The sequence below is a fragment of the Larkinella sp. VNQ87 genome, assembly GCF_049445795.1.
In the GTDB taxonomy this organism is placed as follows: Bacteria; Bacteroidota; Bacteroidia; order Cytophagales; family Spirosomataceae; genus Larkinella.
In genome coordinates this window covers 199,705-220,146 of record NZ_JBMSDT010000013.1, presented here as the reverse complement: position 1 = coordinate 220,146, position 20,442 = coordinate 199,705, and the positions used below count along the sequence as shown (strand labels likewise).

Annotated in this window: 18 protein-coding genes; 4 read left to right on the top strand and 14 right to left on the bottom strand. The window is 53.0% G+C overall.

The window, feature by feature from the left end; all coding sequences use genetic code 11:
* Positions 1–82: 82 nt before the first annotated feature.
* The 10 genes from ACO2Q8_RS22390 to ACO2Q8_RS22345 form a co-directional block, all read right to left on the bottom strand.
* Complete coding sequence (locus ACO2Q8_RS22390; RefSeq protein ID WP_423347092.1) at positions 83–1,198, bottom strand: mechanosensitive ion channel family protein; 1,116 nt, start codon at positions 1,196–1,198, stop codon at positions 83–85.
* Between the two features lie 86 nt (positions 1,199–1,284).
* Positions 1,285–1,878, bottom strand: coding sequence for a GNAT family N-acetyltransferase (locus tag ACO2Q8_RS22385; protein ID WP_423347091.1), 594 nt, complete (start codon positions 1,876–1,878; stop codon positions 1,285–1,287).
* A gap of 3 nt (positions 1,879–1,881) precedes the next feature.
* Entirely contained in the window at positions 1,882–2,280 is a 399-nt protein-coding gene (locus tag ACO2Q8_RS22380; protein ID WP_423347090.1) for a nuclear transport factor 2 family protein, read from the bottom strand.
* Positions 2,281–2,542: 262 nt separating this feature from the next.
* On the bottom strand, positions 2,543–3,991 hold the full coding sequence (locus ACO2Q8_RS22375) for a DUF1501 domain-containing protein (protein WP_423347089.1): 1,449 nt from the start codon (positions 3,989–3,991) through the stop codon (positions 2,543–2,545).
* Positions 3,992–4,104: 113 nt separating this feature from the next.
* Entirely contained in the window at positions 4,105–7,566 is a 3,462-nt protein-coding gene (locus ACO2Q8_RS22370; protein WP_423347088.1) for a DUF1553 domain-containing protein, read from the bottom strand.
* Positions 7,567–7,681: 115 nt separating this feature from the next.
* Positions 7,682–9,199, bottom strand: coding sequence for a c-type cytochrome domain-containing protein (locus ACO2Q8_RS22365; protein WP_423347087.1), 1,518 nt, complete (start codon positions 9,197–9,199; stop codon positions 7,682–7,684).
* Between the two features lie 4 nt (positions 9,200–9,203).
* Positions 9,204–9,530: a HEPN domain-containing protein gene (locus ACO2Q8_RS22360; RefSeq protein WP_423347125.1), complete on the bottom strand. Its 327-nt coding sequence runs from the start codon at positions 9,528–9,530 to the stop codon at positions 9,204–9,206.
* A 63-nt stretch (positions 9,531–9,593) separates the two neighbouring features.
* Positions 9,594–9,920 (bottom strand): nucleotidyltransferase domain-containing protein, encoded by a 327-nt coding sequence (locus ACO2Q8_RS22355; protein WP_423347086.1) that lies wholly within the window; start codon positions 9,918–9,920, stop codon positions 9,594–9,596.
* A 125-nt stretch (positions 9,921–10,045) separates the two neighbouring features.
* Positions 10,046–11,113 (bottom strand): twin-arginine translocation signal domain-containing protein, encoded by a 1,068-nt coding sequence (locus ACO2Q8_RS22350; protein WP_423347085.1) that lies wholly within the window; start codon positions 11,111–11,113, stop codon positions 10,046–10,048.
* Positions 11,114–11,270: 157 nt separating this feature from the next.
* Positions 11,271–11,663 (bottom strand): contact-dependent growth inhibition system immunity protein, encoded by a 393-nt coding sequence (locus ACO2Q8_RS22345; RefSeq protein WP_423347084.1) that lies wholly within the window; start codon positions 11,661–11,663, stop codon positions 11,271–11,273.
* A 255-nt stretch (positions 11,664–11,918) separates the two neighbouring features.
* On the opposite strand from ACO2Q8_RS22345, the gene ACO2Q8_RS22340 reads away from it, so the two are divergent.
* Entirely contained in the window at positions 11,919–13,058 is a 1,140-nt protein-coding gene (locus ACO2Q8_RS22340) for a serine hydrolase domain-containing protein (RefSeq protein WP_423347083.1), read from the top strand.
* Positions 13,059–13,066: 8 nt separating this feature from the next.
* Here ACO2Q8_RS22340 and ACO2Q8_RS22335 read toward each other — a convergent pair whose 3' ends face one another.
* The 3 genes from ACO2Q8_RS22335 to ACO2Q8_RS22325 all read right to left on the bottom strand — a co-directional run bounded on the left by ACO2Q8_RS22335 (position 13,067) and on the right by ACO2Q8_RS22325 (position 15,295).
* Positions 13,067–14,653 (bottom strand): N-acyl-D-amino-acid deacylase family protein, encoded by a 1,587-nt coding sequence (locus ACO2Q8_RS22335; RefSeq protein ID WP_423347082.1) that lies wholly within the window; start codon positions 14,651–14,653, stop codon positions 13,067–13,069.
* Between the two features lie 69 nt (positions 14,654–14,722).
* Positions 14,723–14,953, bottom strand: a complete 231-nt coding sequence (locus tag ACO2Q8_RS22330) for a DUF4926 domain-containing protein (RefSeq protein WP_423347081.1) — start codon at positions 14,951–14,953, stop codon at positions 14,723–14,725.
* 6 nt (positions 14,954–14,959) lie between these two features.
* A complete protein-coding gene (locus ACO2Q8_RS22325; RefSeq protein ID WP_423347080.1) occupies positions 14,960–15,295 on the bottom strand; it encodes a DUF6883 domain-containing protein in 336 nt (111 codons plus the stop codon).
* A 192-nt stretch (positions 15,296–15,487) separates the two neighbouring features.
* Between ACO2Q8_RS22325 and ACO2Q8_RS22320 the strand changes: the two genes are divergently transcribed.
* Positions 15,488–15,940: a lipocalin family protein gene (locus ACO2Q8_RS22320; RefSeq protein ID WP_423347079.1), complete on the top strand. Its 453-nt coding sequence runs from the start codon at positions 15,488–15,490 to the stop codon at positions 15,938–15,940.
* A 71-nt stretch (positions 15,941–16,011) separates the two neighbouring features.
* Here ACO2Q8_RS22320 and ACO2Q8_RS22315 read toward each other — a convergent pair whose 3' ends face one another.
* The gene (locus ACO2Q8_RS22315) at positions 16,012–17,052 is read right to left on the bottom strand and encodes a sugar phosphate isomerase/epimerase family protein (protein WP_423347078.1); all 1,041 of its coding nucleotides are present in this window, start codon (positions 17,050–17,052) and stop codon (positions 16,012–16,014) included.
* Positions 17,053–17,387: 335 nt separating this feature from the next.
* Here ACO2Q8_RS22315 and ACO2Q8_RS22310 point away from each other — a divergent pair, with 335 nt between their 5' ends.
* Together ACO2Q8_RS22310 and ACO2Q8_RS22305 are read left to right on the top strand one after the other, a co-directional pair.
* Positions 17,388–17,729 (top strand): PadR family transcriptional regulator, encoded by a 342-nt coding sequence (locus ACO2Q8_RS22310; RefSeq protein ID WP_423347077.1) that lies wholly within the window; start codon positions 17,388–17,390, stop codon positions 17,727–17,729.
* An 18-nt stretch (positions 17,730–17,747) separates the two neighbouring features.
* Positions 17,748–20,435, top strand: a complete 2,688-nt coding sequence (locus ACO2Q8_RS22305; protein WP_423347076.1) for an ABC transporter permease — start codon at positions 17,748–17,750, stop codon at positions 20,433–20,435.
* The last annotated feature ends 7 nt before the right edge of the window (positions 20,436–20,442 follow it).

The window sequence follows — 20,442 nt, the reverse complement described above, 5'->3', positions numbered from 1 at the left end:
GTGCCCTTCGTCGTTCCGTACCCACGGACTTTAGTCCGTGAGAGTGATTCCAAATCCAGAAGTTGGTACTAACTCTCACGGACTAAAGTCCGTGGGTACGGGCTTCTTCTACCTGTTGAAACCGCGTTTTCGGCAGGCTCTCGGGGTATTCCTCCCGAATGAACGCAATGATGTTTTCGCGGATAAAACACCGCAGATCGAAGCTTTCGCCGGAGTTGCGGGCCGAGGTCAGGATGCGGACCACCACGCAGGTAGGTTGAATGTCGGTTACCTGGACGGCGCATACCTCCTTGTCCCACAGCGGGTTATTCTCCACCAGTTCCTGTGCTTTTTCCCGGACGCGCTCCACCGGCACCAAGTAATCAAGGTAGAGCAAAACCGTGCCTAATACCGAAGCCTGCGAGCGGGTCCAGTTCTGGAACGGTTTTTCGATAAAATAGGTAATCGGCAAAATCAGCCGCCGACGGTCCCAGACGCGGACGACGACGTTCGTCAGGTTGATCTCCTCAATCCGCCCCCATTCGTTTTCGACCACCACAGCATCATCGACCCGGATTTGTTGGGTGAAAGCAATCTGAATCCCGGCCAGCAGGTTGGCAATGGTCCGCTGGGCCGCAAAACCGATGACCACCGACGCAATCCCCGCCGAAGTCAGGAAGCTCAGACCAATCTTCCGCCCGCCGTTGAACGACAACAACAGGATCGAAAAACCGATGACAATGACTAGAATAGAAACAAATTGCCGAACAAACCGGATTTGCGTAACAAATTTCCGCAGGTGCAGATTCACGTCGCTAGCCGTGTCGTACTGCCGAATAATGAGCCGTTCGCCCACTTTTAGCAACTGAACCACCAACCAGGTAGTGGCAATGACAAAAATAACTTCAGCCGCTTTCGATGCGTACGGAAACCGCCGAAACGCCCGCTCCTGGATGTTGGTAATCACCAGGAAAAATAGAGCCGGAATAAACAGGTAGAACGCATTGCGAATGTAGTGCCGCAGCAAACCCAGCACTTCACTGTACCGTCGGCGTAAAATCAGCCGCACCACCTGCGTCACAATGAGATTGACCAACAGCCCGGCTCCGACGGATACGGCCAGCATCAGCCAGCCGGAGAGCTTTCGATTATGCCGCAGCCAGCGGTCAATCTCTGTTCCGAATTGGCCGAGGCTATCCCAAAAATCTGTCCAGTTCATGGTTTTTTAGCGAGGAGTCCACCTATAAAAAGCACCGAAGCCGGAAATTGTTGCCAAGAGCCCGGAAAGATTTTTGTCCGAAAAGGTTAAAGCGCCCTTAGCCAGTACACCATTGGTTTGGGTGTCGAGACGGTTTCGCCCTGGTCGGGCCAACTCATGGTACTTCGCATGGACGGCATTTTGGCGTAACCCCGGCGAGTCCAGAACGCATCATTCGGGCGGTAGTCGAGCGGTTTAGCGGGGTGGTCCTCCTCCCGTTCTACCGAACAGAAACAGGCGGTTTTGTACGTACCAAAGCGCCGGGCATGGGCTTCCCGCTCATCAAAAAACCGGTGCCCAAAACCGTGCCCGCGAAACTCCGGAAGCAGGATACTTTCGCCGAAGTAGAAAATGGTATCAATCTCAAAATCAGACCGTTCGAAAGGTGTCCGAATGTCGACGGTTTCGTCACGTAGCGGAATGCAGGTCGTAGCGCCGACCATCCTGGGGCCGTCGTACACCGCGAATAAAAAAGAATGTTCCGATTGCGTGTAGGTTTTCAGGTATTCCTTTTCGTACGCGATGGTGCCTTCGTAGAGATACGGAAAGTCGCGAAAAACCCCAATGCGCAAAGCCGCCAGTTCGTCAAAAACCGACTCGATCTCCGCCCCGCGCTTCGTACTGAACGACAAAGATCGCATGGCTTACGAAACGGCTTTGATCCAGAGCGGCAGGTTATAATAAGTGGTTACGCGGCTGATTTTGCCATTGTTCACTTCCAGAAAAGCGGCTGCCGGTACCACGTACGTTTGGTAGTGGGCTGCGGGCAAACCGTCTTCTGCTTTCTTGTACAACCCGTTTACCACAAACTCCGCTGCAACGCGTTGGTCGGACGGCTCTGTGAAGAAAACCATCTCCGTCAGCGTCTCGTCGTACGACTCATCCATGTGATGAACAAACTCGGTAAATTTTTCGATGCCGATACGTGCTTCGCCCTGGTTGGGTTCGTGCCGGATGTCGGGGTGAACCAGCGCCAGCATCCCGTTCCAGTCTTTCTGATTGAAACAATCGTAGTATTTTTTCACAACGTCTAAAGCCGCCATTCCGATAAATTAGGTTGATTTGGCGCAAAGATAGGAAGGATAATTCGGCATCTGGCCAGAGTTTGTATTGGGAAATTCAAAATAATAGCCCATGATTTTAATCGTGGGCTCGTGCACAAAACAGGAAAGTGGCTAACCGTTTTAACGGTTTCAGGTTTTCAAAACCGTTAAAACGGTTGGGGTAAATGCCGTTTTTCGCGGTGCCCACGGTTGAAACCGTGGGCTATTACAACCTATTTCGCTTCAGGTTCCTTCATGCTTTTCACGCCAAAACCGACTTCACGACCTTTCCGTGCACATCCGTCAGCCGGTATCGGCGTCCCTGGTGTTTGAAAACGAGCTTCTCGTGGTCGACGCCCATCAGGTGCAGAATTGTGGCCTGGAAATCGTGAACGTGAACCGGATCTTTGGCAATATTGTACCCAAACTCGTCAGTTTCGCCGTAAATCATCCCCTTTTTGACGCCCGCTCCCGCCATCCAAACCGTAAAGCAACGGGGGTGGTGATCGCGACCGTAATTCTCTTTCGATAGTTTGCCCTGTGAATAATTGGTTCGGCCAAATTCCCCGCCCCAGATCACCAACGTGTCGTCGAGCAAACCGCGTTGCTTTAAATCCATGATCAAAGCCGCCGACGGCTGATCGACGCTCTTCGTCTGAATTTTGATGTCGTTGGGCAAATTGCCGTGCTGATCCCAGCCTTGGTGGTACAATTGCACAAACTTGACGTCTTTTTCAATCAGTTTCCGGGCCAGCAGGCAATTGGCGGCAAAAGTGCCCGGTTTGCGCGAATCGGGGCCGTATAGGTCGAAAATATAATCCGGTTCTTTCGAAATATCGAGCGTTTCGGGCACGGAGGTCTGCATCCGGTAGGCCATTTCGTACTGCGCCATCCGGTTGTTGATTTCCGGATCAAGCACCTGTTTGTATTGCTCCTGGTGCAGTTTGCCGAGGTAATCGAGCATCCGCCGACGGCTGGTTTTGTCGATACCCGGCGGGTTGTTGAGGTAATAAACCGGGTCGGGGCCGGAGCGAAAAACGACGCCCTGGTGCACCGACGGCAAAAAACCGTTGCTCCACAACTTGGCATACAGCGGCTGATCGCCATCGCGACCTTTCGAAAGCAGCACGACAAAAGCCGGTAAATTCTGGTTATCCGACCCCAACCCGTAGCTGGCCCAGGACCCAAACGACGGACGGCCGGCCTGCTGTGAACCGGTCTGAAAGAAGGTTACCGCCGGATCGTGGTTGATGGCTTCGGTGTGCATCGACCGGATAAAACACAAATCGTCCGTGATGCGCGAGGTGTAGGGCAGCAACTCACTGACCCACATCTGGCTATTGCCGTGTTTAGCAAACTTGAATTTGGAAGCCGCCAGTGGAAACCGGCTTTGCCCGGCGGTCATGCCCGTCAGCCGTTGCCCTTTCCGCACGGATTCGGGCAAATCCTGCCCCCACATCGTTTCCAGCCGGGGTTTGTAATCAAACAAATCCAATTGCGAGGGTGCCCCGCTCTGAAACAGGTAAATGATCCGCTTTACTTTCGGCGAAAAATGCGGTTTTCCGGGTGCCCGGTTTTCTTCCGAACCGGCCAGTGTTTTGGTCGGGTTGAGCAGCGAAGCCAGCGCCATCGCGCCCAAACCGGCACTGGTTTTCCCCAGAAAATTCCGGCGGCTCAACTGATCGTGCAATTCGTCTTCCAGATTGTACATGACCTTCTCCTTTTCTCCGCTAGACTCTGATTCCCTCCGCTCAACTCCGCGAAACAATTTAAAAAGCTATTTCGCGGAGTTAAGCGGAGAAAATTAGAGTTGAGCAGAGGGGTTTATCGTTTGATAATGGCTTCGTCAACGTTCATAATCGTGCTGGTGACCACCGTCCAGGCCGCCAGTTCAGAAGCCGGGATTTCTTTGGCGATCGGGTATTCACCGACACTCAACAACTCCGTGGCCCGTTTCGGATTCTGCTTAAAATCAGCCAGTTCTTCGGCATACAACTGCTTCATCAGGGCGGTTTCTGCCGGACGAACCGGGCGGCTGGTCACCGCTTTGAACACATACTCAATCAACCGTTCATCCCCAAGCCCCAGGCCCTTTGCCCTTTGCGCCAACACCCGGGCGGCTTCCACAAACTGCGGGTCGTTCAGCGTCACCAGGGCCTGCAAGGGCGTGCTGGTTTTCTGGCGTTTCACGATGCAGGTATGGCGTTCGGCCGCGTCGAAGTTGAGCATCATCGGCGGGGGCGACGACCGTTTCCAAACCGTATACAAACTCCGGCGGTACAGGCTGTCACCGTGGTTCTGCACGTAATTAATCGCATTCCGGGTGGCCAGGGCTTCCCAGATGCCGGCGGGTTGGTACGGATGCACACTCGGCCCGCCGATTTTTTCTGACAATAACCCGCTGGATGCCAGCGCAATATCCCGCACCTGTTCGGCCGACATCCGGTAGCTGGGTCCGCGCGACAGCAATGAATTGTCCAGATCTGCTTCGATTTTCTTCGGATCGGCCACGGACGACTGGCGGTAGGTGGCTGACATCACAATCAGTTTCTGCAAGGCTTTGGCATTCCAGACGCCCGACGAACCCGCACCATCCCGGAATCGAACCGCCAGATAATCCAGCAATTCGGGGTGCGAAGGCAGATTGCCCTGATTCCCGAAATCGTCGCTGCTTTTCACCAAACCTTGCCCGAAATACTGCTGCCAGAACCGGTTGACCATCACCCGACTGAACAGTGAATTATCAGGATGCAGCAGCCATTGAGCCAAACCAAGCCGGTTTTTCGGGTATTCTGCGGGAAATGGCAGCAGTTGGGCGGGGGTGGCTGGGTTCACTTCCTCGCCCGGCGCATCGTAGGCCCCACGCTTCAACAGGAAGGTTTTGCGGGGATATTTCCGCTCATTCATCACCATCACCTGATCGGAATTGTTGTACAGATTCAATTCCTTCGCCCGGAACTCCTGGTATTCGGAAAAGGCTTTCCGGTAGGTCGAGTCGTGGGTAATCACGTAATAGGTGTACAAATCAGCGCGTTGGGTTGCCGTGCGTTTCGCAGCCGGGGTGTACAAAGCCGTTGTCAACGCATCGGGTTGGCCCGCCAGCTTCGGAATTTCCAGGGGCGTCAAACGGCGGTTGTAAATCCGTAGTTCGTCAATCGCGTAATCCTTGATGTAGTGATCGTGAATCCGACCAATCAGGAACGGCGAACCCGTCCAGTTCCTGCCGTTTTGGCCGTGGTCAATGCTGTGCCGCAGTTTGTCGGTCACGACGCGCAGCGGAGCCGGTTTTCCGTCCAGATAGAGTTTAATTCCAGCCGCCCGGCCCGAGCCGTCGTAAGTCATTGCCAGGTGAAACCACTGTTTGTAACGAATCTTGCCGACGGTTTCCAAATCCAGGCTGTTGTCGGGCCAGACGTGATTCATTGTGAGTTTAAACCGGCCGTCTTTCAACAGTTCGATTTCGTAACCCCGGTTTCCGTCGAATGGCCCATTCGATTTGCCCATCAGCATCCCTTCCACACCCGGTTTGGCCACATTAAACCACGCACTGACCGTAAACGGTTTATTTTGCTCGAAAAAACCGACGGGGCGGGGCAGTTCAATATTGCTGTCACCGATCAGGTAGCGCGCCATGCCCACCCGGCCTTTTATCTGATACGGCAAACTTTCCGGGTCGCCGGCCAGCCGGGCTGGCAACGTATCGTTCACCTGGTTCCAGAACGCGTTGCGGGGGTCTTTTTCCAGTTCTTCGCGGGATTTCGGCACCGCCGGTTTTTTCACTTCCGGCAGTCCGAGTTTTTTCCGGCGCTCTTCTTCCTTTTTCTTTAACTCGTTCTCTTTCTTCCGTTCGGCGTCTTTGATTTTCTTTTCTTCCGAATGCTCGTAGGCCTTGAAATCCAGCCGGTCGGCTTCGTCAAAAGTGTAGTGAGCGACCAACCCCTCGTTGATCGACGATTGTGGACTGCGTTCAGCCTGACTCAGCCACTGCCCAAAACCGCGCTGGTATTCCGGCCGATTGGGGTTCAGGCGCTGTTGCAAGGGCGTCAGTTGTTCGCGAATAAACTTCAGCTGCGCGTCGGTGGCCGAAGAGGTGAGGGTAATGGTTGGGGCGGGTTCGCCGTTGTACGGGATTTGCCCGCGCTCGTTGTTGTTGTTGAAAAAGGCAAACAACGAATAATAATCCTTCTGACTGATCGGGTCGTATTTGTGATCGTGGCAGCGGGCGCACTCGACCGTCATGCCCAGCATCGCTTTCCCAAAGGTGTTCACGCGGTCGGCAACGTATTCGACCCGGTATTCTTCGTCCACAATACCGCCTTCCTGGCTTTGCTGGTGGTTGCGGTTGAAGGCGGTGGCCAGCAGCATGTTCTGGGTCGGATGCGGAAGCATATCGCCCGCCAGCTGCCACGTAATAAACTTATCAAACCGCAGGTTTTTGTTGTACGCCGTGATCACCCAGTTGCGGTAGGGCCACATCGTCCGCAAACCGTCGTCCTGATAACCGTGTGTATCGGCGTAGCGGGCCGCATCCAGCCATTCGGTCGCCTGGCGTTCGCCATAGTGCGGACTGCTGAACAACCGGTTGACGACTTTTTCGTAGGCATTTGGCGAATGATCCGCCAAAAAAGCATCTACTTCAGCCACCGTCGGCGGCAAACCGGTCAAATCCAGCGAAACCCGGCGGAGCAGGGTCGCTTTGTCAGCTTCCGGATTGGGCGTCAGCCCTTTTTCTTCCAGCTTTTTAAGAACAAAATGGTCGATCTCATTTTTGGCCCACTTCTCATTTTTCACCTTCGGCACCTCGGCGAGCTGGGGCGCAATTAGTGACCAATGCGGTTTATATTCAGCCCCTTGCTCAATCCAGCGAACCAGCAAGGCTTTCTCTTCGGTCGTCAGAACAAGATTCGATTCCGGCGTGGGCATCCGGTATTCCGGATCGTCCGAAATAATCCGATGGTAGGCTTCACTTTTGGCTAAATTACCGGGTACAATGGCGGTTTTGCCGCTTTCGGCCAGGGCCTCGTAGGCACCTTCGGGCGTATCAAGCCGCAATCCGGCCTGTTGCTTGGCCTTGTCCGGGCCGTGGCAGGCAAAGCAACGGTCGGACAGAATGGGCTTAACGTGCAGGTTGTAATCGACTTTTTCAGGCAACTTGCTTTCCACCGCCACCAGCTCGGCCGGTTTTTCAACGCTGGTGCTGCACGAACTCCCGACGGCTACGGAAAGCAATCCCATCGCCGTACGCACGGTCCAGGCCGGAAGTCGTATGTCGGTCAAAATACGCATACGAAAAAAAGAGTATAAAGAAAAAATGCAAAGATTCTACAAAAATATAGCAAAAAACTGGGAAAATAAACCAGTTTACGTACTAAAAAGTGTAGAATTTTGATCTTGCAATCCGTTACTTTGTTCTTTCAGTTGCTGAATCCGCTTTGGTAAATTGGGCAATAGTGGCTTCGCCCAGACCCATATTCACTTCCAGATTGGGCAAAGCTTTCTTCAATTCGGCAACGCCTTCGTCGGTCACCTTTGTTTGCCATAGGTAGACGGTTTTCAGGTTTTTCATACCGGCGAGTTCTTTCAACCCGGCATCCGTCACCCCCGTACCGTACAGGTTCAGGTACTCGAGATACGGCAGGTTCTTCAGGTTTTTCAGGCCGTTGTCGGTTACCTTAGTTTGTTCCAGATGTAATTTTTGCAGATTCTTCAACTGCGCCACCTGCGCCAGTGTCGCGTCGGACACTTCGGTATCGCCCAGTTTTAGCCAAACGATCTGTTGGTTCAATTTTGGTAAAGCCGCAGCCTGCGCATCGTTGAACGTCCGGGCATTGACGGCGCTGACCTCCAGTTGATTCTGTTCTTTCGAGAGCGGTAATACCAGCAAACCGGTTTTCCGCAACTCCTCAATCGCTTTGGGGTCGGCGGCCGGAAGCTTCATCGTCAACACCGGCGATTCGGGTGCCGGGCCGCTGGCCACCTGCTGACCACCCGACGCACTGCCCGAACCCAGCGACGCCAGCGCCGGTTTTATGGCATCGGTCACCTTCAGTTCGGCCACTTTTTTGTCGAACGGAGCGCCTTCATTGATCCACCACGACAGCAACGCAATCTGATTTTCGGTCAGTTGGGTTTTGCCTTTCGGCGGCATGTGGTGGTCGTCTTCTTCGGGCAACAAACAAACTTTCACGAGTCGGCTTTGGTCGGCTTTTCCGGGCTGTACCACCGGCCCGTCTTCGCTGCCTTTCCGGATCATGTCGGGGGTATCGAGTCGCAAATCACCCTTCGATTTTTCCGGATTGTGGCATTGCACACAGCGGGTTTTCAGAATCGGATGCACAATTTGCTGATACACCATTGCCTGATTGACATCAGCAATAGGCTCAAAACCAGCCACTTCTTCCTCGCGGGGTGGAATCCCGGCCAGCGACCGGAATGGCTCCGGCGTGTACTGGGTCAGAAAGTCGGAACCGTGCGTGAGTGAGCCACCTTCGTGCCCGGCGGCCAGCAGCAGCAGCAGCGATAAACCCAGCGCCGGAAAATAGAACAGCGGCCCAAACCGGATGCGGGGACCAATCCGCTCGTGCTTGACGGCCCAGGCAATCCAGGCAAAAACCGCTACCCCGATCCCCTGCCACATGTGGTTGTTCAGGGTTTCCTCCTCGTAACCACCGCCCAGCGAGAGCATGTATCCAAAAATGCAGGCCATCGTCGCGCTGACAGCCGACCAGAACAGAATCAGCGTAATCGTGTGCGAACTGACGCGTTGCCGCCGGGTCACGCGGTCGAGTTCCAGCAAACCGGCAATCAGCAGGAATCCGATCGGCAGGTGAACGATCAGCGGGTGAAAGCGGCCGAAAAACAAAACCCAATCGGAAGGAGCCGCCGATGGGGCCTGCAATAAGACAATTAATGGAATCATGTGATTAGAAATAATCATACAACCGGAAATACGCAATTACTGTGTCGAGGAAAATGCGTGTTCTTCGAACAAGGTCGTAAGCGGTTGCATCAGAAATAGTTGCTTCGAAATCGTAATCGGCAGTCTGCCGAAGAGCAAAAGAGTCGCTGACAAGTTTAGCTTCTTCGATGGTAAACAGCCCACTTTTTACAAACAATTCATTAAATTTTGAGTGAGCGCCCTGATGGGTTCTGGCATGAACTCCTTTCGAGAATAGCAAGGCGCAAATGGCATAATAGACTGTATAATATGTCCGATTAATGGCTGCCAGTGTGTGCTCGCCTGCTAAGATTGCTTCGGTCTTCCAGCGTAAAAATCGCTTTATCCAAAGCCCTCCGGGCCTCTTCGCTCAGCATCATACAGTTAGACCTTCGTTCCTAATTTCCTGATAAACAGGCATCTGAGAGCGTAAGAACCGGTTTTCCGTGACGTATAGCAAGGAAATAATGGAACTATACTTCAGATTAAGTGCTGTTACCAGATCAGCCGTTCGTAGAATTTCTTCGTAAGTGTCAACGGTTTTCTGCCGCAATACCACCAGAATATCAATATCCGATTCATCATGAAAATCTCCTCGTGCGTAAGAACCGTAGAGCAGAATTTGAGCCAGACGGTTTCCATATAAGGCTTTCAGGCTCGTTTTCAATTCTTCGAGAATTGGCGCAATCCGTTGGTCGATCATACCTGATTCCATTTTAACGAAAGCCTAATTTCGCCAATTAAACGTGATACTGTCGAGTTTTTTAGTACAATGTCGCCACTGTGCGATGGGCTCCAGGCACAGCAGGGACATTATATCAACACGTATCAACTCACGCGCTGCAACTTCACCGGATAGGTCTTCTGAGAGGCCCACTGCGGCACGTAAATGTTCTCATCATTGTCGACCAGCACATCATGCGGGTGCATGAAGGCAGTGGCGCTCATGTCTTTCCGCTGTTCTTCCAGCTTGCCGTCTTTGTAAACAGGTGCCGTGCCGCCGGGCGTCGAAACGACCTTATCATTTTTGTCCAGAATCTGGATGTATCCGGAATTGGGATAGGCATCGGATGTACTCCGGAAAACCGCCCCGAAAACCATGTCGCCGTGCAAAACCGGGCGGCAAATGTAGGAGCCGGGCAAGGCAATGGTCGACAGGTACTTGCCATCGAGCGTAAACCGCTTCAGGCAATTGTGCCGCCGGTCGGTGATGAGCAGCGTGGGATTGCTTTTGTTGCGCGTATCAACCACAATGCCATGGCAGCAGTCGAACTGGCCGTTTTCGGTACCTTTGCCGCCCCAGTGCCGGATGTATTTGCCCGTCCGGTCATACTGGGTAATGTAATTCAATCCGTACCCGTCAGCCACGTAAATATCGCCGTTGGCGGGGTTGATGGCGGTTTCGGTGGGCGTAAACTGGACTGGGTAATCGTATTTACCGGTTTCCTTCGGGTAGTCGATTTTGAGCAGTTCCTTGCCTTTCAAGTCGGTTTTGATGACCTGATGGCGGGTGTTATCGCAGATAAACAGGAATTGCTCCCCGCCCTCGTTGGCCAGCGTCAGGCCGTGGGCACCGGGGTAGGTGGTTCCCCAGGTTTCGAGCAGCTTGCCGGATTTGTCGTAAATGATAACGTTATTTTTGGTTTCGTTGGTGAGCAGAATCAACCGGCCTTTGGCGTCTTCGACCATTTCATGGCAGTCGTTGACCGGATTTTTGCCCGCATCCAAGACGCCCCAGTTCGGCACGACGCGGTAGCGGTGCGAACCGTGGCCGATTACCGTTTCGTCGGCTTTGGGTTGTGCTCCGAAATTCACATAAGGAATGGCTACGCCGACTGCCGTAGCAGCCGCAGCCTGGCCGAGAAAGTTGCGTCGATTGACTGATTTTGAGGTCATAAAGGGTTACTAGATTTAGGATGGTAACGTACCCATGGACCGCCGGGCGGCCCCGTTTAGTCCGTGTGAGCTTACATGATCTATTAGTTGGTATCAACTAAATGATGAGCTGGCTCACACGGACTAAACGGGGCCGCCCGGCGGTCCGTGGGTACGATTAAGACAACTCCAGAAACTGTTCGGTATTGATACCCCGGTCTTCCAGCTCGTACGAATTCTTTATAATAAGTTGGTGAATATACTGCCAAAGCGACCGATTTGTCAACCAAAAACTTAGGTCGACGTTCAATACACTTTGTAAAAGGTCGCCGGGGTAATAATCTCCCTCGCAGAACGGGTTTTTATTTAGCTTTTCCAGGGCCAGTGGAATCAGGTACGGGAGCGACACCCGGTTTTCAATCAGAAACCGGATATCTTCAATGCTGAATTGAGTAAGGGGCGTTTGTCGGAGTGCCTGGATTTTCTGCTGGCGGTTGTCCGCAAAATCCGGTTCTTCCCACCGTTGCTCCTCCAGCGTTTCGAGCGTTTGTGTTTGCCAGTTTTCTTCCATGAGTTATCCCGGTTCATACCGGATGGCAGGTTCAAAAATGGCAAAATACCGATTATAACTATATCCTCAACTCAAGCAATTAGAAAGACCTGAATATCAAAAAGTGAATGCTATTGGAATTATAAGTACCACTGATGTTAGGCAGGTTTAAGATGGTGAATGATCAGTCGATTAATTATTGTAGTAGATTGTGTTTTTATGCCTATTCGTCTGATCGTATTCCTGCTATGCCCATGTTTATAAACTTTTAACATGATGAACGTGAACCCTCGACCTTCCGGCGCACTAGTTGGGTTAATGATCTTGTTCTGCCTGCTGGCGACTTCCAGTGAGGCCCAAAACAAGCCTGATAATACGGCTTTTAACCAACTTGACCGGGCTGTAAAGCAGCTCATGGACAGCGCCAGCGTGCCCGGCTTGTCGCTGGCATGGATTCAGAATGGCCAACTTTCCTATACGAAAGCCTATGGTATTACCAGAGCAGACTCGACCCAGCCAGTGGATGCCAATACGGTATTTGAAGCCGCTTCATTGACCAAGCCACTCTTTGCGTATGCGGTTCTGCAACTGGTGGACGAAGGGAGTCTGGACCTGGACAAACCACTGTTTGACTACCTGCCTTATCCCGATGTGGCAGACGATGAACGGTATAAGAAAATTACGGCCCGGTTGGTTTTGAGTCACCGATCCGGGCTCCCCAACTGGCGTAAAAACCGGCGATCATCCCAATTGTCGATGGTTCGTTCACCCGGGGAGCGGTTTGGGTACTCCGGGGAAGGATTCGTCTATCTGCAAAAAGTTGTCGAAAAAATCACCGGCAAACCGATCCATGCGTTGATGGAAGAGCGGGTGTTGAAGCCACTGGGTATGTTGCATAGTGGCTTTGTCTGGCAACCGAGTTTTACCGCTAATTACGCCCAGCCGCACAACGAGTCGGGAGAAGTCCAGCAAAAATACAAACCGGCGCAGGCCAATATGGCCTATTCCCTGCACACAACGGCTGCTGACTATGCCCGGTTTATACAGGCTATTTTCAACGCAACGGGGTTAAAGCCCAACACGGTCGATCAGATGCTCAGTCCACAAAGTCAATTGCCAACCCGCTTTTCGGGCTCCGACACCCTGGCGTCCAATTCCTACTGGGGTTTAGGGATTGGCGTGGAACAAACACCGGCGGAAACGTATTTCTGGCACTGGGGCGATAACGGTACGTTCAAGTGTTTTGTCATGGCGAACCGCAGGCGCAAAGACGCGGTAATTTATTTTGCGAATGGATCGAACGGTCTGGATTTTGCCGATGAGATGGTGCGTCAAACAGTTGGTGGCCAGCATCCGGCGTTTCCCTTTTTAGGAATTAACTGGCGGGAGCAAGCGGGTAAAGCACCAAAAAAATAGCTCGTACGTTATTCCTTTTTCCTAACAAACCCCTTCCCCATCAGCACCTGCCCCGGTCGTTTGCCGGTGTGTTTGCCGTTTTCGATCACGGGCACGCCGTTGACCAGCACGTACGAAAAACCGGTCGAATAAGCGTGAGGAACGTCGTAGGTCGATTGGTCGGCCACGGTTTTTTCGTCAAAGATCACCAAATCGGCGGCATAACCGGGTTTGAGCAGGCCCCGGTCGTCGAGGTTGAAGCGTTGGGCGGGCAGCGAAGACATCCGCCGGACGGCTTCCTCCAGCGGAATGACTTTTTGCCCGCGGACATACCGGCCCAGCACCCGGGCGTTGGTGCCGTAGCCGCGCGGGTGCGGCATCCCGGACTGGTAGCGCGTCACACCCGCGTCCGAGGCAATCATCGTGTTCGGGTAGCGCATGATCGTGGCTACGTCGTCTTCCGACATGGTGTGGTACACCATCTGAATCCGTTTCATGTTCGCCTTTTCCATCAGTTCCAGCACCAGATCGGCTTCCGCTTCGACCTTATTCTTTCGGCCCAGTTTCTGATTGATTTTGCTGATGCTCAAGCCATTGAAGGTTGTGTCGGCCGGATAATAGGCCACCACGGCGTAGTCGTAATTTTTCCGGTCGTTCTTTTTCAAACCGTCGAGCATTTCGTTGCCAATTTTGGCGCGAGTGGCCGGATCGCGAAACCGGGCCAGCGTGGCCGAATCACCGTCGGCCAGCGCCCAGGACGGCACAATGCTGGAAAGTGAAGTACTTGAGGCCGTGTACGGATACTGATCGACCGTCACATCGAGCCCTTCGCGCCGGGCCGCTTCCACCATTCCGATGGTTTCGACGCTGCTGCCCCAAATCGGTTTGCTGGCGACTTTAAAATGCGAAATCTCGACCGGAATCTGGGCCTCGCGGCCAATCTGGATCGCTTCGGCAATGGCTTTTTTGACATCCTGCCCTTCGTTGCGCATGTGCGAGGCATAGACGCCCCCGTAGCGCGCGGCCACCTTCGCCAGGTTGACGATTTCGGGTGTGCGGGCGTAGGTGCCGGGTGTGTAAATCAGGCCCGTCGAAAGGCCGACGGCGCCGTCTTTCATGGCCTGCTCAACCAGCACTTCCATTTCGGTTTGTTCTTTGGCGGTTGGCTCCCGGAAGGCCATTTTCATGACCTTCATCCGCACAGTATTGTGGCCGATCATCGACGCCAGGTTGGGCGAAAAACCGCTAATCCGTAGCGAGTCGTAGAAAAGCCGGAGGTTGGTGGCTGAACTGCCGCAGTTGCCCGTCACGAGCGTGGTTACGCCGTCGTAGAGGAAGTTTTCGGCCCCGGGCCGGTCCTGCAAATTGCTTTCGACATGCGTGTGGACATCGATAAAACCGGGGGCCACGATCTGGTTGCGGGCATCAATGACGGTTTTGCCTTCCAATGCCGGAATCCGCCCGATCCGGGCCACTTTCCCGTTTTGGATAGCCACGTCGGCGTAATACCAGGGGTTGCCGGTTCCGTCGACCACGCGGCCGTTCTTAATCACCAGATCATACGATTGTCCATTAGCAAAAGCGCTGATGAAGAGCAGGTAAACGAGGTGTTTCATGAAATACACTAACTCCAGATGATAAGTTTAAGAAGATAGATTCCTATCGTCTGCCTCTCCTGACTTTACTCAGGCAGCAGTGTCCAATCGGATGTGGAGGATGACCTCACTGCTTGTTACGCCTTTCACCTGATCGGCCTTTAGGGTCTCGACAGCAATTGTATCCCCGTTGGCATTAACAAATTCCACTTCGTAGCCTGCCCCGTTTTGATAGATATAGGCAATCGTTCCAACATCGCCTGCAGCCAGTTGTCGGGCTGGCAGATCAATTAGTAAGGCAACAAGGTCTCCTTCTTTCATGATTTCTCAGGGAAATGGGTATGCAGTCACTAATCTCGGAATTTCCAGCTTCTTTTCCAGAATCCAGACACTCTCAATTGGGTAAACTTTACCGTTAGGGGCAGTTAAAAGGCCCAAAACCACGAATTTTTCGCCAAATTCAGTGTGCATGCTGGTACGAACAGCACCTTCTGATGCTACCCTCTTTAAAGCCTGTTGAAGAACCTCGTAGTTTTCAAGGGTAAATCCTATTTGAAAGAAAAACTTCGCTTTCCCTTTGTTTTGCGGATGGGTTTCAGCCAAAAGATAATCCCTGACTTTCTCGTCAGTTACCAAGGCATTAAGGCTATTGGGCAAAGACATAGGTAGGTTAACCGCGGACGGTTTCTACATGTGCAATGGATCAGAGAAAAACGAGAAACTCCCGTAATCCACGAACTTAACGAACAAAAACCGCATTTGCCAGCGATTCATGCAGACAGAAATCGGACTTTGCTTACTTTTAGGCATTCGTTTTCCGCCTTTACCGTACTTCTACTCCTAAACCCGTCCAGCATGAAGTTTAGAATTGCCCTGGTCTCGATGGCCCTCGGTGTCCTGTCCGGTTGCCAGACCAACCAAGCCGATGTTCCCCTCGTCGGCACCTGGGAACTGGTTTCGGCCACCGCAACGGAAAAAGACTCCACCTATTCGACCTTCAATCCGCGTCAGAAAATGATCAAGATCATCAATGCGACGCATTTTGCGTTTTTGAATCACGACCAACGAGCCGGAAAGGACTCGGCCGCGCTTCCGTTCTCGGGCGGGGGCGGCACGTATACGCTGGTGGATAGCGTGTATACCGAACACCTGGATTATTACGTCGATCCGGCCTGGGAAAACAATACCTTCGAGTTCGTTGTGAAGATCAACGGGGATACGCTGATTCAGAAAGGCGTTGAGAAACTCGAAAAGCTGGGCATCGACCGGGTGATTGTGGAAAAATACCGGCGGGTGAAAAAGGAGTAACGCGAAAGCATAGGGCAAAGGGCATTGGAGAACGAACCCTCTGCCCTATGCCCTTTGCCCCACTAGCTCAACTAGCTCAGCGCATTCCGGCAAAAGTTGACGCATTTTTTTACTTCGGCCACGGCGTTAGACCCCGCCGGAATCTGGTATTCCAGTTCGACCACCGCCGGGAATTTGTATTTCTGCTCCCGCATTAGCTTCAACACGGGCAGCAACGGGGTGTCGCCTTTGCCCCATTCCAGGTTTCCCTTGCCGTGTTCGGCGGTTTGACGGTCTTTGATGTGCATGCTGGCAATGCGGTCGTGCTTTTGCCGGATCAGCTCCAGCGGATCCGGATTTCCGGCGGCTACGTAATGCCCCAGATCGAAATTCAGCGCGTTGGCCGGCGACTGCGCCAGAGCGGTGTCCCAGAAGGTCGGCGTTTGTTGTTCATGACCGTGATAGCCCACACGCAAACCGTGTTTTTCGGCCATCTTGCCCAGTCTCAGCGTATGCGCATCGTTGGCCGGGTGTTCGAGTGTGACCTGATTGGCCCCCAGGGCTTTGGCGGCCCGCATGCCGTAGTCGATGTCGGCGTCGGTATTTTGCATCCCAAACGCATCCGGTTTGAAGGCGTAAATTTTCACCCCGGCCTGGTTGTACAGCTTGCGCACCTGCTCAAACTTCGCCATTGGGGCCGAAAGCCGCCATTTGGCAACTTCCTCACGGTAGGCCTTCATCTGCGCATCCACTTCAGCGAGCTGTTTTTTCTCATCCTCGGTCAGTTCCTGCTTTTCGCGCCGTTTGCGCATCAGCGGCAAAACCTCCCGCATGTTCACCGTGTTTTTGGGTGCCCCGGCAAACGATTCGGCCGGGCCACCCATCAGTTCAATGGCACTGATGCCGCTGTCGAGCACATATTGCAGGGTGGCTTCGGCGCTCTGGTCGGGCATGTCACGGAACGAGTACGTAATGCACCCGATCTGGACGCCGTCGATCAATGAATTCGGCTTGTCACCCAGGCTGCGGATGAGGGCCGGTGCTCCGAAAAGTTTGTGGCTCCCGACCACCACTCCCGAAACAAGAGCGGCCGTAGTGCCCAGAAACCGACGGCGTGAGGAATGGTTTTTCATAGCAGTAAGACTGTAGGTTTAGTTTACCAGACGGAATCAGTAAAGCAACATTTTTTCGGGTAAATATACAAAGTCAATAGATAGGTGAGGCAGAAACATCGACGGATCAGACCTTTTAGCCGACAAGCCACTAGGCATGAAGCGGGTCAATTGAGGAAACTGCCTACTATACCTACCTTCCAACCTCATTCTTGTCCATGATTGGACAATGCTTCGTCCGATTCTGGACATAGAGGCTTGTCTCTATAGGCCTCTGGATGCGTTTAAAGCCCTTTTTTATCTCTGGCATCAGATTTGATTTAAAATATTGTATCTAATACTAAGCTGATGTATCGATGAAAAAAACCGTCTTGGGAGAGTTGGAAGAACTGGTGCTTCTGGTCGTGGCCGCCAGTACCGAGGATGTCTACGGCGTGCCGGTGATGGAAGAACTCCAGCGGCAAACCGGCCGAAGTTTCACCATCAGCGCGGTGCATACGACCTTGTATCGACTGGAAGAAAAAGGTTTCCTTGCCTCCTCCGTGGGTGGAGCAACCACCGAGCGGGGTGGACGGCGGAAGCGCCTGTTTGCGCTGACAGCGGCCGGGGGCCGGGCTTTGCAGGAAGTTCAGCAGATGCGTCAGCAGCTCTGGCAGGCCATTCCGGAAGAAAAGCTGCAGCTATTAGGTATCCGATAAACAACTCTGCCGCTCCAGATGAAGAATAAACCCAATCAAGCTGCTTCGCCATCTCCCCGGAACAGCCCCGGTGGCCCGGCCGAACCACCCCGGTGGGCCGATCGGCTACTTACGTGGTTTGTTGCTCCGCACCTGTTGGAATACGTGCAGGGAGATTTGCTGGAGATGTTCCACAAGCGTCTTCAACAAGGAAGCGTTGCCGAGGCCCGACGCGAGTACATCTGGGCGGTTTTACAGTGCCTGACGCCCTTTTTTGCCAAACGACAAACCAGCTACCCATTCAGCACCGAGTATTCCGGAACCTCTTTACTTCGTCCTGCTATGCTACGTAACTATTTCAAAATCGCCTGGCGGAATCTGGCCAGTAACAAAGCCTATTCTGCTATCAACATCGGTGGGTTAGCCGTCGGGATGGCCGTCGCCATGTTGATTGGCCTGTGGATCTATGATGAATTTGCCTTCAACAAATACCATTTGAATTATAACCGCCTTGCCAAGGTAATGCAAGGGGCCACGGTTAACGGCGAATTTGGTGCTGGTGAAGCCATGCCTATTCCAATGGCTAACACCCTGCGGCTGGATTTTCCGGACGATTTTACCTCCGTCGTTTTATCCACCTGGAACGGCGAACATATTCTGGCGTCCGGTGACAGAAAATTTACGAAAACCGGCCGTTACATGAGCCCGGAAGCCCCCGAGATGCTTACCCTGAAAATGCGGAAAGGCACGCGGGCCGGACTAAAAGACCCTTCCTCCATTCTCCTGGCAGAATCCGTAGCCGAAGCCCTTTTCGGCGATGCCGATCCGCTCGGTAGAATCGTGAAAATTGATAACAAGCTGAACGTCAAAGTGACCGGTGTGTACGAGGACTTACCGTACAACTCTGAATTTCGGGAGATGACGTTTGTGGCCCCCTGGGATTTGTATGTGTCGTCGGAGCCCTGGATTCGGGACAATGCCGGATGGGAAAATAACTCCTGGCAAATTTTCGCGCAGATTGCCCCCAACTCCAATTTTGAGGCCGTTTCGGGGAAAATAAAAAACCTGCGGCTGATCCATGTTCCCGAAACCGCCCACCTGAAACCGGAGATCTTTTTGCTCCCCATGAACCGCTGGCATTTGTACGGCTGGAACCAATCGGGTCATCAGGAAGGTCGGATTCAATACGTCTGGTTGTTTGGCATCACCGGGGTGTTCGTGCTGCTGCTGGCCTGCATCAATTTCATGAATCTATCGACGGCTCGCTCCCAGAAACGAGCGAAAGAGGTCGGTATTCGCAAAGCCATTGGGTCGGTCCGTTCCCAGCTCATCAGTCAATTTTTTAGTGAGTCACTGCTGGTTGTCGCCCTTGCGTTTGGGCTGTCGTTGCTCGGGGTGTTGCTGAGTCTGCCCTTTTTCAATGAGGTAGCCGATAAAAACCTGTCTTTACCGTGGAACGAGCCGTATTTCTGGCTTTCCGCCCTGGGCTTTAGTCTGTTTACGGGGCTGATTGCGGGCAGTTATCCCGCCTTTTACCTCTCATCATTTAAGCCGATCGAGGTACTTAAGGGGATCGGTTCGTCGTCACGATTCCGACGTCTGGCATCTCTCCCTCGCCAGGTCCTGGTCGTAACCCAGTTTACGGTTTCGGTAACGCTCATCATCGGAACGATCATTGTCTTCCGTCAGATTCAGCATGCGAAAAACCGTCCGATTGGCTATGACCGAAACGGACTGATTACTGTTGCCATGAATACACCGGAATTATACGGTCATTACAATGCCTTGCGGACTGAGTTGATTGGAACGGGGGCCGTGGTGGAAATGGCTACTTCGTCGTCGCCAACGACCCGGCTCAATTCGCGGCTGGTCGGCTTTGACTGGGCGGGCAAAGATCCGAATTTTAAAGAACAGTTGGGGGTGGTGGCTGTCACCCATGATTTTGGCAAAACCGTGGGTTGGCAATTCGTGGCCGGGCGGGACTTTTCCCGCGCTTTTTCAACTGATTCGTCGGGCCTGGTCCTGAACGAAACGGCGGTCAACTACATGGGTTTGAAGGACCCGGTGGGGAAAACCGTAAAATGGAACGGAAAGCCGTACCAGATCGTGGGGGTCATTAAGGATATGGTGATGAACTCCCCGTTTGAGCCGGTCTACCAAACGGTATTTCCGCTGAACTATGGCTGGTCGAATGTCATCACGATCAAATTAAACCCCGCACGGAGTGCCAGTGAGTCCCTGGCGAAAGTCGAAGCGGTATTTCGCAAATTCAATCCGGGCAGTCCGTTCGACTACAAATTTACCGACCAGCAGTATGGCCTTAAGTTTGCCACCGAAGAACGGATTGGTAAACTCGCGTCGGTTTTTGCCACACTGGCCATTTTCATCTCCTGCCTGGGGCTGTTTGGCCTGGCCTCATTCATGGCCGAGCAGCGAACGAAAGAAATGGGCGTCCGGAAAGTATTGGGCGCTTCGGCCTTGAATCTGTGGACTTTACTTTCCAAAGACTTCCTCGTGTTGGTCATCATTGCGTTCGGAATTGCCACCCCGATGGCCTGGTATCTTCTCCACAACTGGCTTCAGAAGTATGAGTACCGAACCGATCTGCCCTGGTGGGTTTTTGCCGCCACGGGTGCCGGGGCGTTGCTCATCACGTTGTTAACCGTTAGCTTCCAGAGCATCAAAGCTGCCTTGATAAACCCGGTCAAAAGCTTACGATCGGAATAACCCATTC

Bases quoted from the DNA above. Each gene is read 5' to 3' on its own strand.
- ACO2Q8_RS22370 (WP_423347088.1), bottom strand. From the start codon at position 7,566: ATGCGTATTTTGACCGACATACGACTTCCGGCCTGGACCGTGCGTACG.
- ACO2Q8_RS22325 (WP_423347080.1), bottom strand. From the start codon at position 15,295: ATGTCTTTGCCCAATAGCCTTAATGCCTTGGTAACTGACGAGAAAGTC.
- ACO2Q8_RS22350 (WP_423347085.1), bottom strand. From the start codon at position 11,113: ATGACCTCAAAATCAGTCAATCGACGCAACTTTCTCGGCCAGGCTGCG.
- ACO2Q8_RS22390 (WP_423347092.1), bottom strand. From the start codon at position 1,198: ATGAACTGGACAGATTTTTGGGATAGCCTCGGCCAATTCGGAACAGAG.
- ACO2Q8_RS22365 (WP_423347087.1), bottom strand. From the start codon at position 9,199: ATGATTCCATTAATTGTCTTATTGCAGGCCCCATCGGCGGCTCCTTCC.
- ACO2Q8_RS22330 (WP_423347081.1), bottom strand. From the start codon at position 14,953: ATGAAAGAAGGAGACCTTGTTGCCTTACTAATTGATCTGCCAGCCCGA.
- ACO2Q8_RS22385 (WP_423347091.1), bottom strand. From the start codon at position 1,878: ATGCGATCTTTGTCGTTCAGTACGAAGCGCGGGGCGGAGATCGAGTCG.
- ACO2Q8_RS22335 (WP_423347082.1), bottom strand. From the start codon at position 14,653: ATGAAACACCTCGTTTACCTGCTCTTCATCAGCGCTTTTGCTAATGGA.
- ACO2Q8_RS22380 (WP_423347090.1), bottom strand. From the start codon at position 2,280: ATGGCGGCTTTAGACGTTGTGAAAAAATACTACGATTGTTTCAATCAG.
- ACO2Q8_RS22375 (WP_423347089.1), bottom strand. From the start codon at position 3,991: ATGTACAATCTGGAAGACGAATTGCACGATCAGTTGAGCCGCCGGAAT.
- ACO2Q8_RS22310 (WP_423347077.1), top strand. From the start codon at position 17,388: ATGAAAAAAACCGTCTTGGGAGAGTTGGAAGAACTGGTGCTTCTGGTC.
- ACO2Q8_RS22305 (WP_423347076.1), top strand. From the start codon at position 17,748: ATGAAGAATAAACCCAATCAAGCTGCTTCGCCATCTCCCCGGAACAGC.
- ACO2Q8_RS22345 (WP_423347084.1), bottom strand. From the start codon at position 11,663: ATGGAAGAAAACTGGCAAACACAAACGCTCGAAACGCTGGAGGAGCAA.
- ACO2Q8_RS22340 (WP_423347083.1), top strand. From the start codon at position 11,919: ATGAACGTGAACCCTCGACCTTCCGGCGCACTAGTTGGGTTAATGATC.
- ACO2Q8_RS22315 (WP_423347078.1), bottom strand. From the start codon at position 17,052: ATGAAAAACCATTCCTCACGCCGTCGGTTTCTGGGCACTACGGCCGCT.
- ACO2Q8_RS22320 (WP_423347079.1), top strand. From the start codon at position 15,488: ATGAAGTTTAGAATTGCCCTGGTCTCGATGGCCCTCGGTGTCCTGTCC.
- ACO2Q8_RS22355 (WP_423347086.1), bottom strand. From the start codon at position 9,920: ATGATCGACCAACGGATTGCGCCAATTCTCGAAGAATTGAAAACGAGC.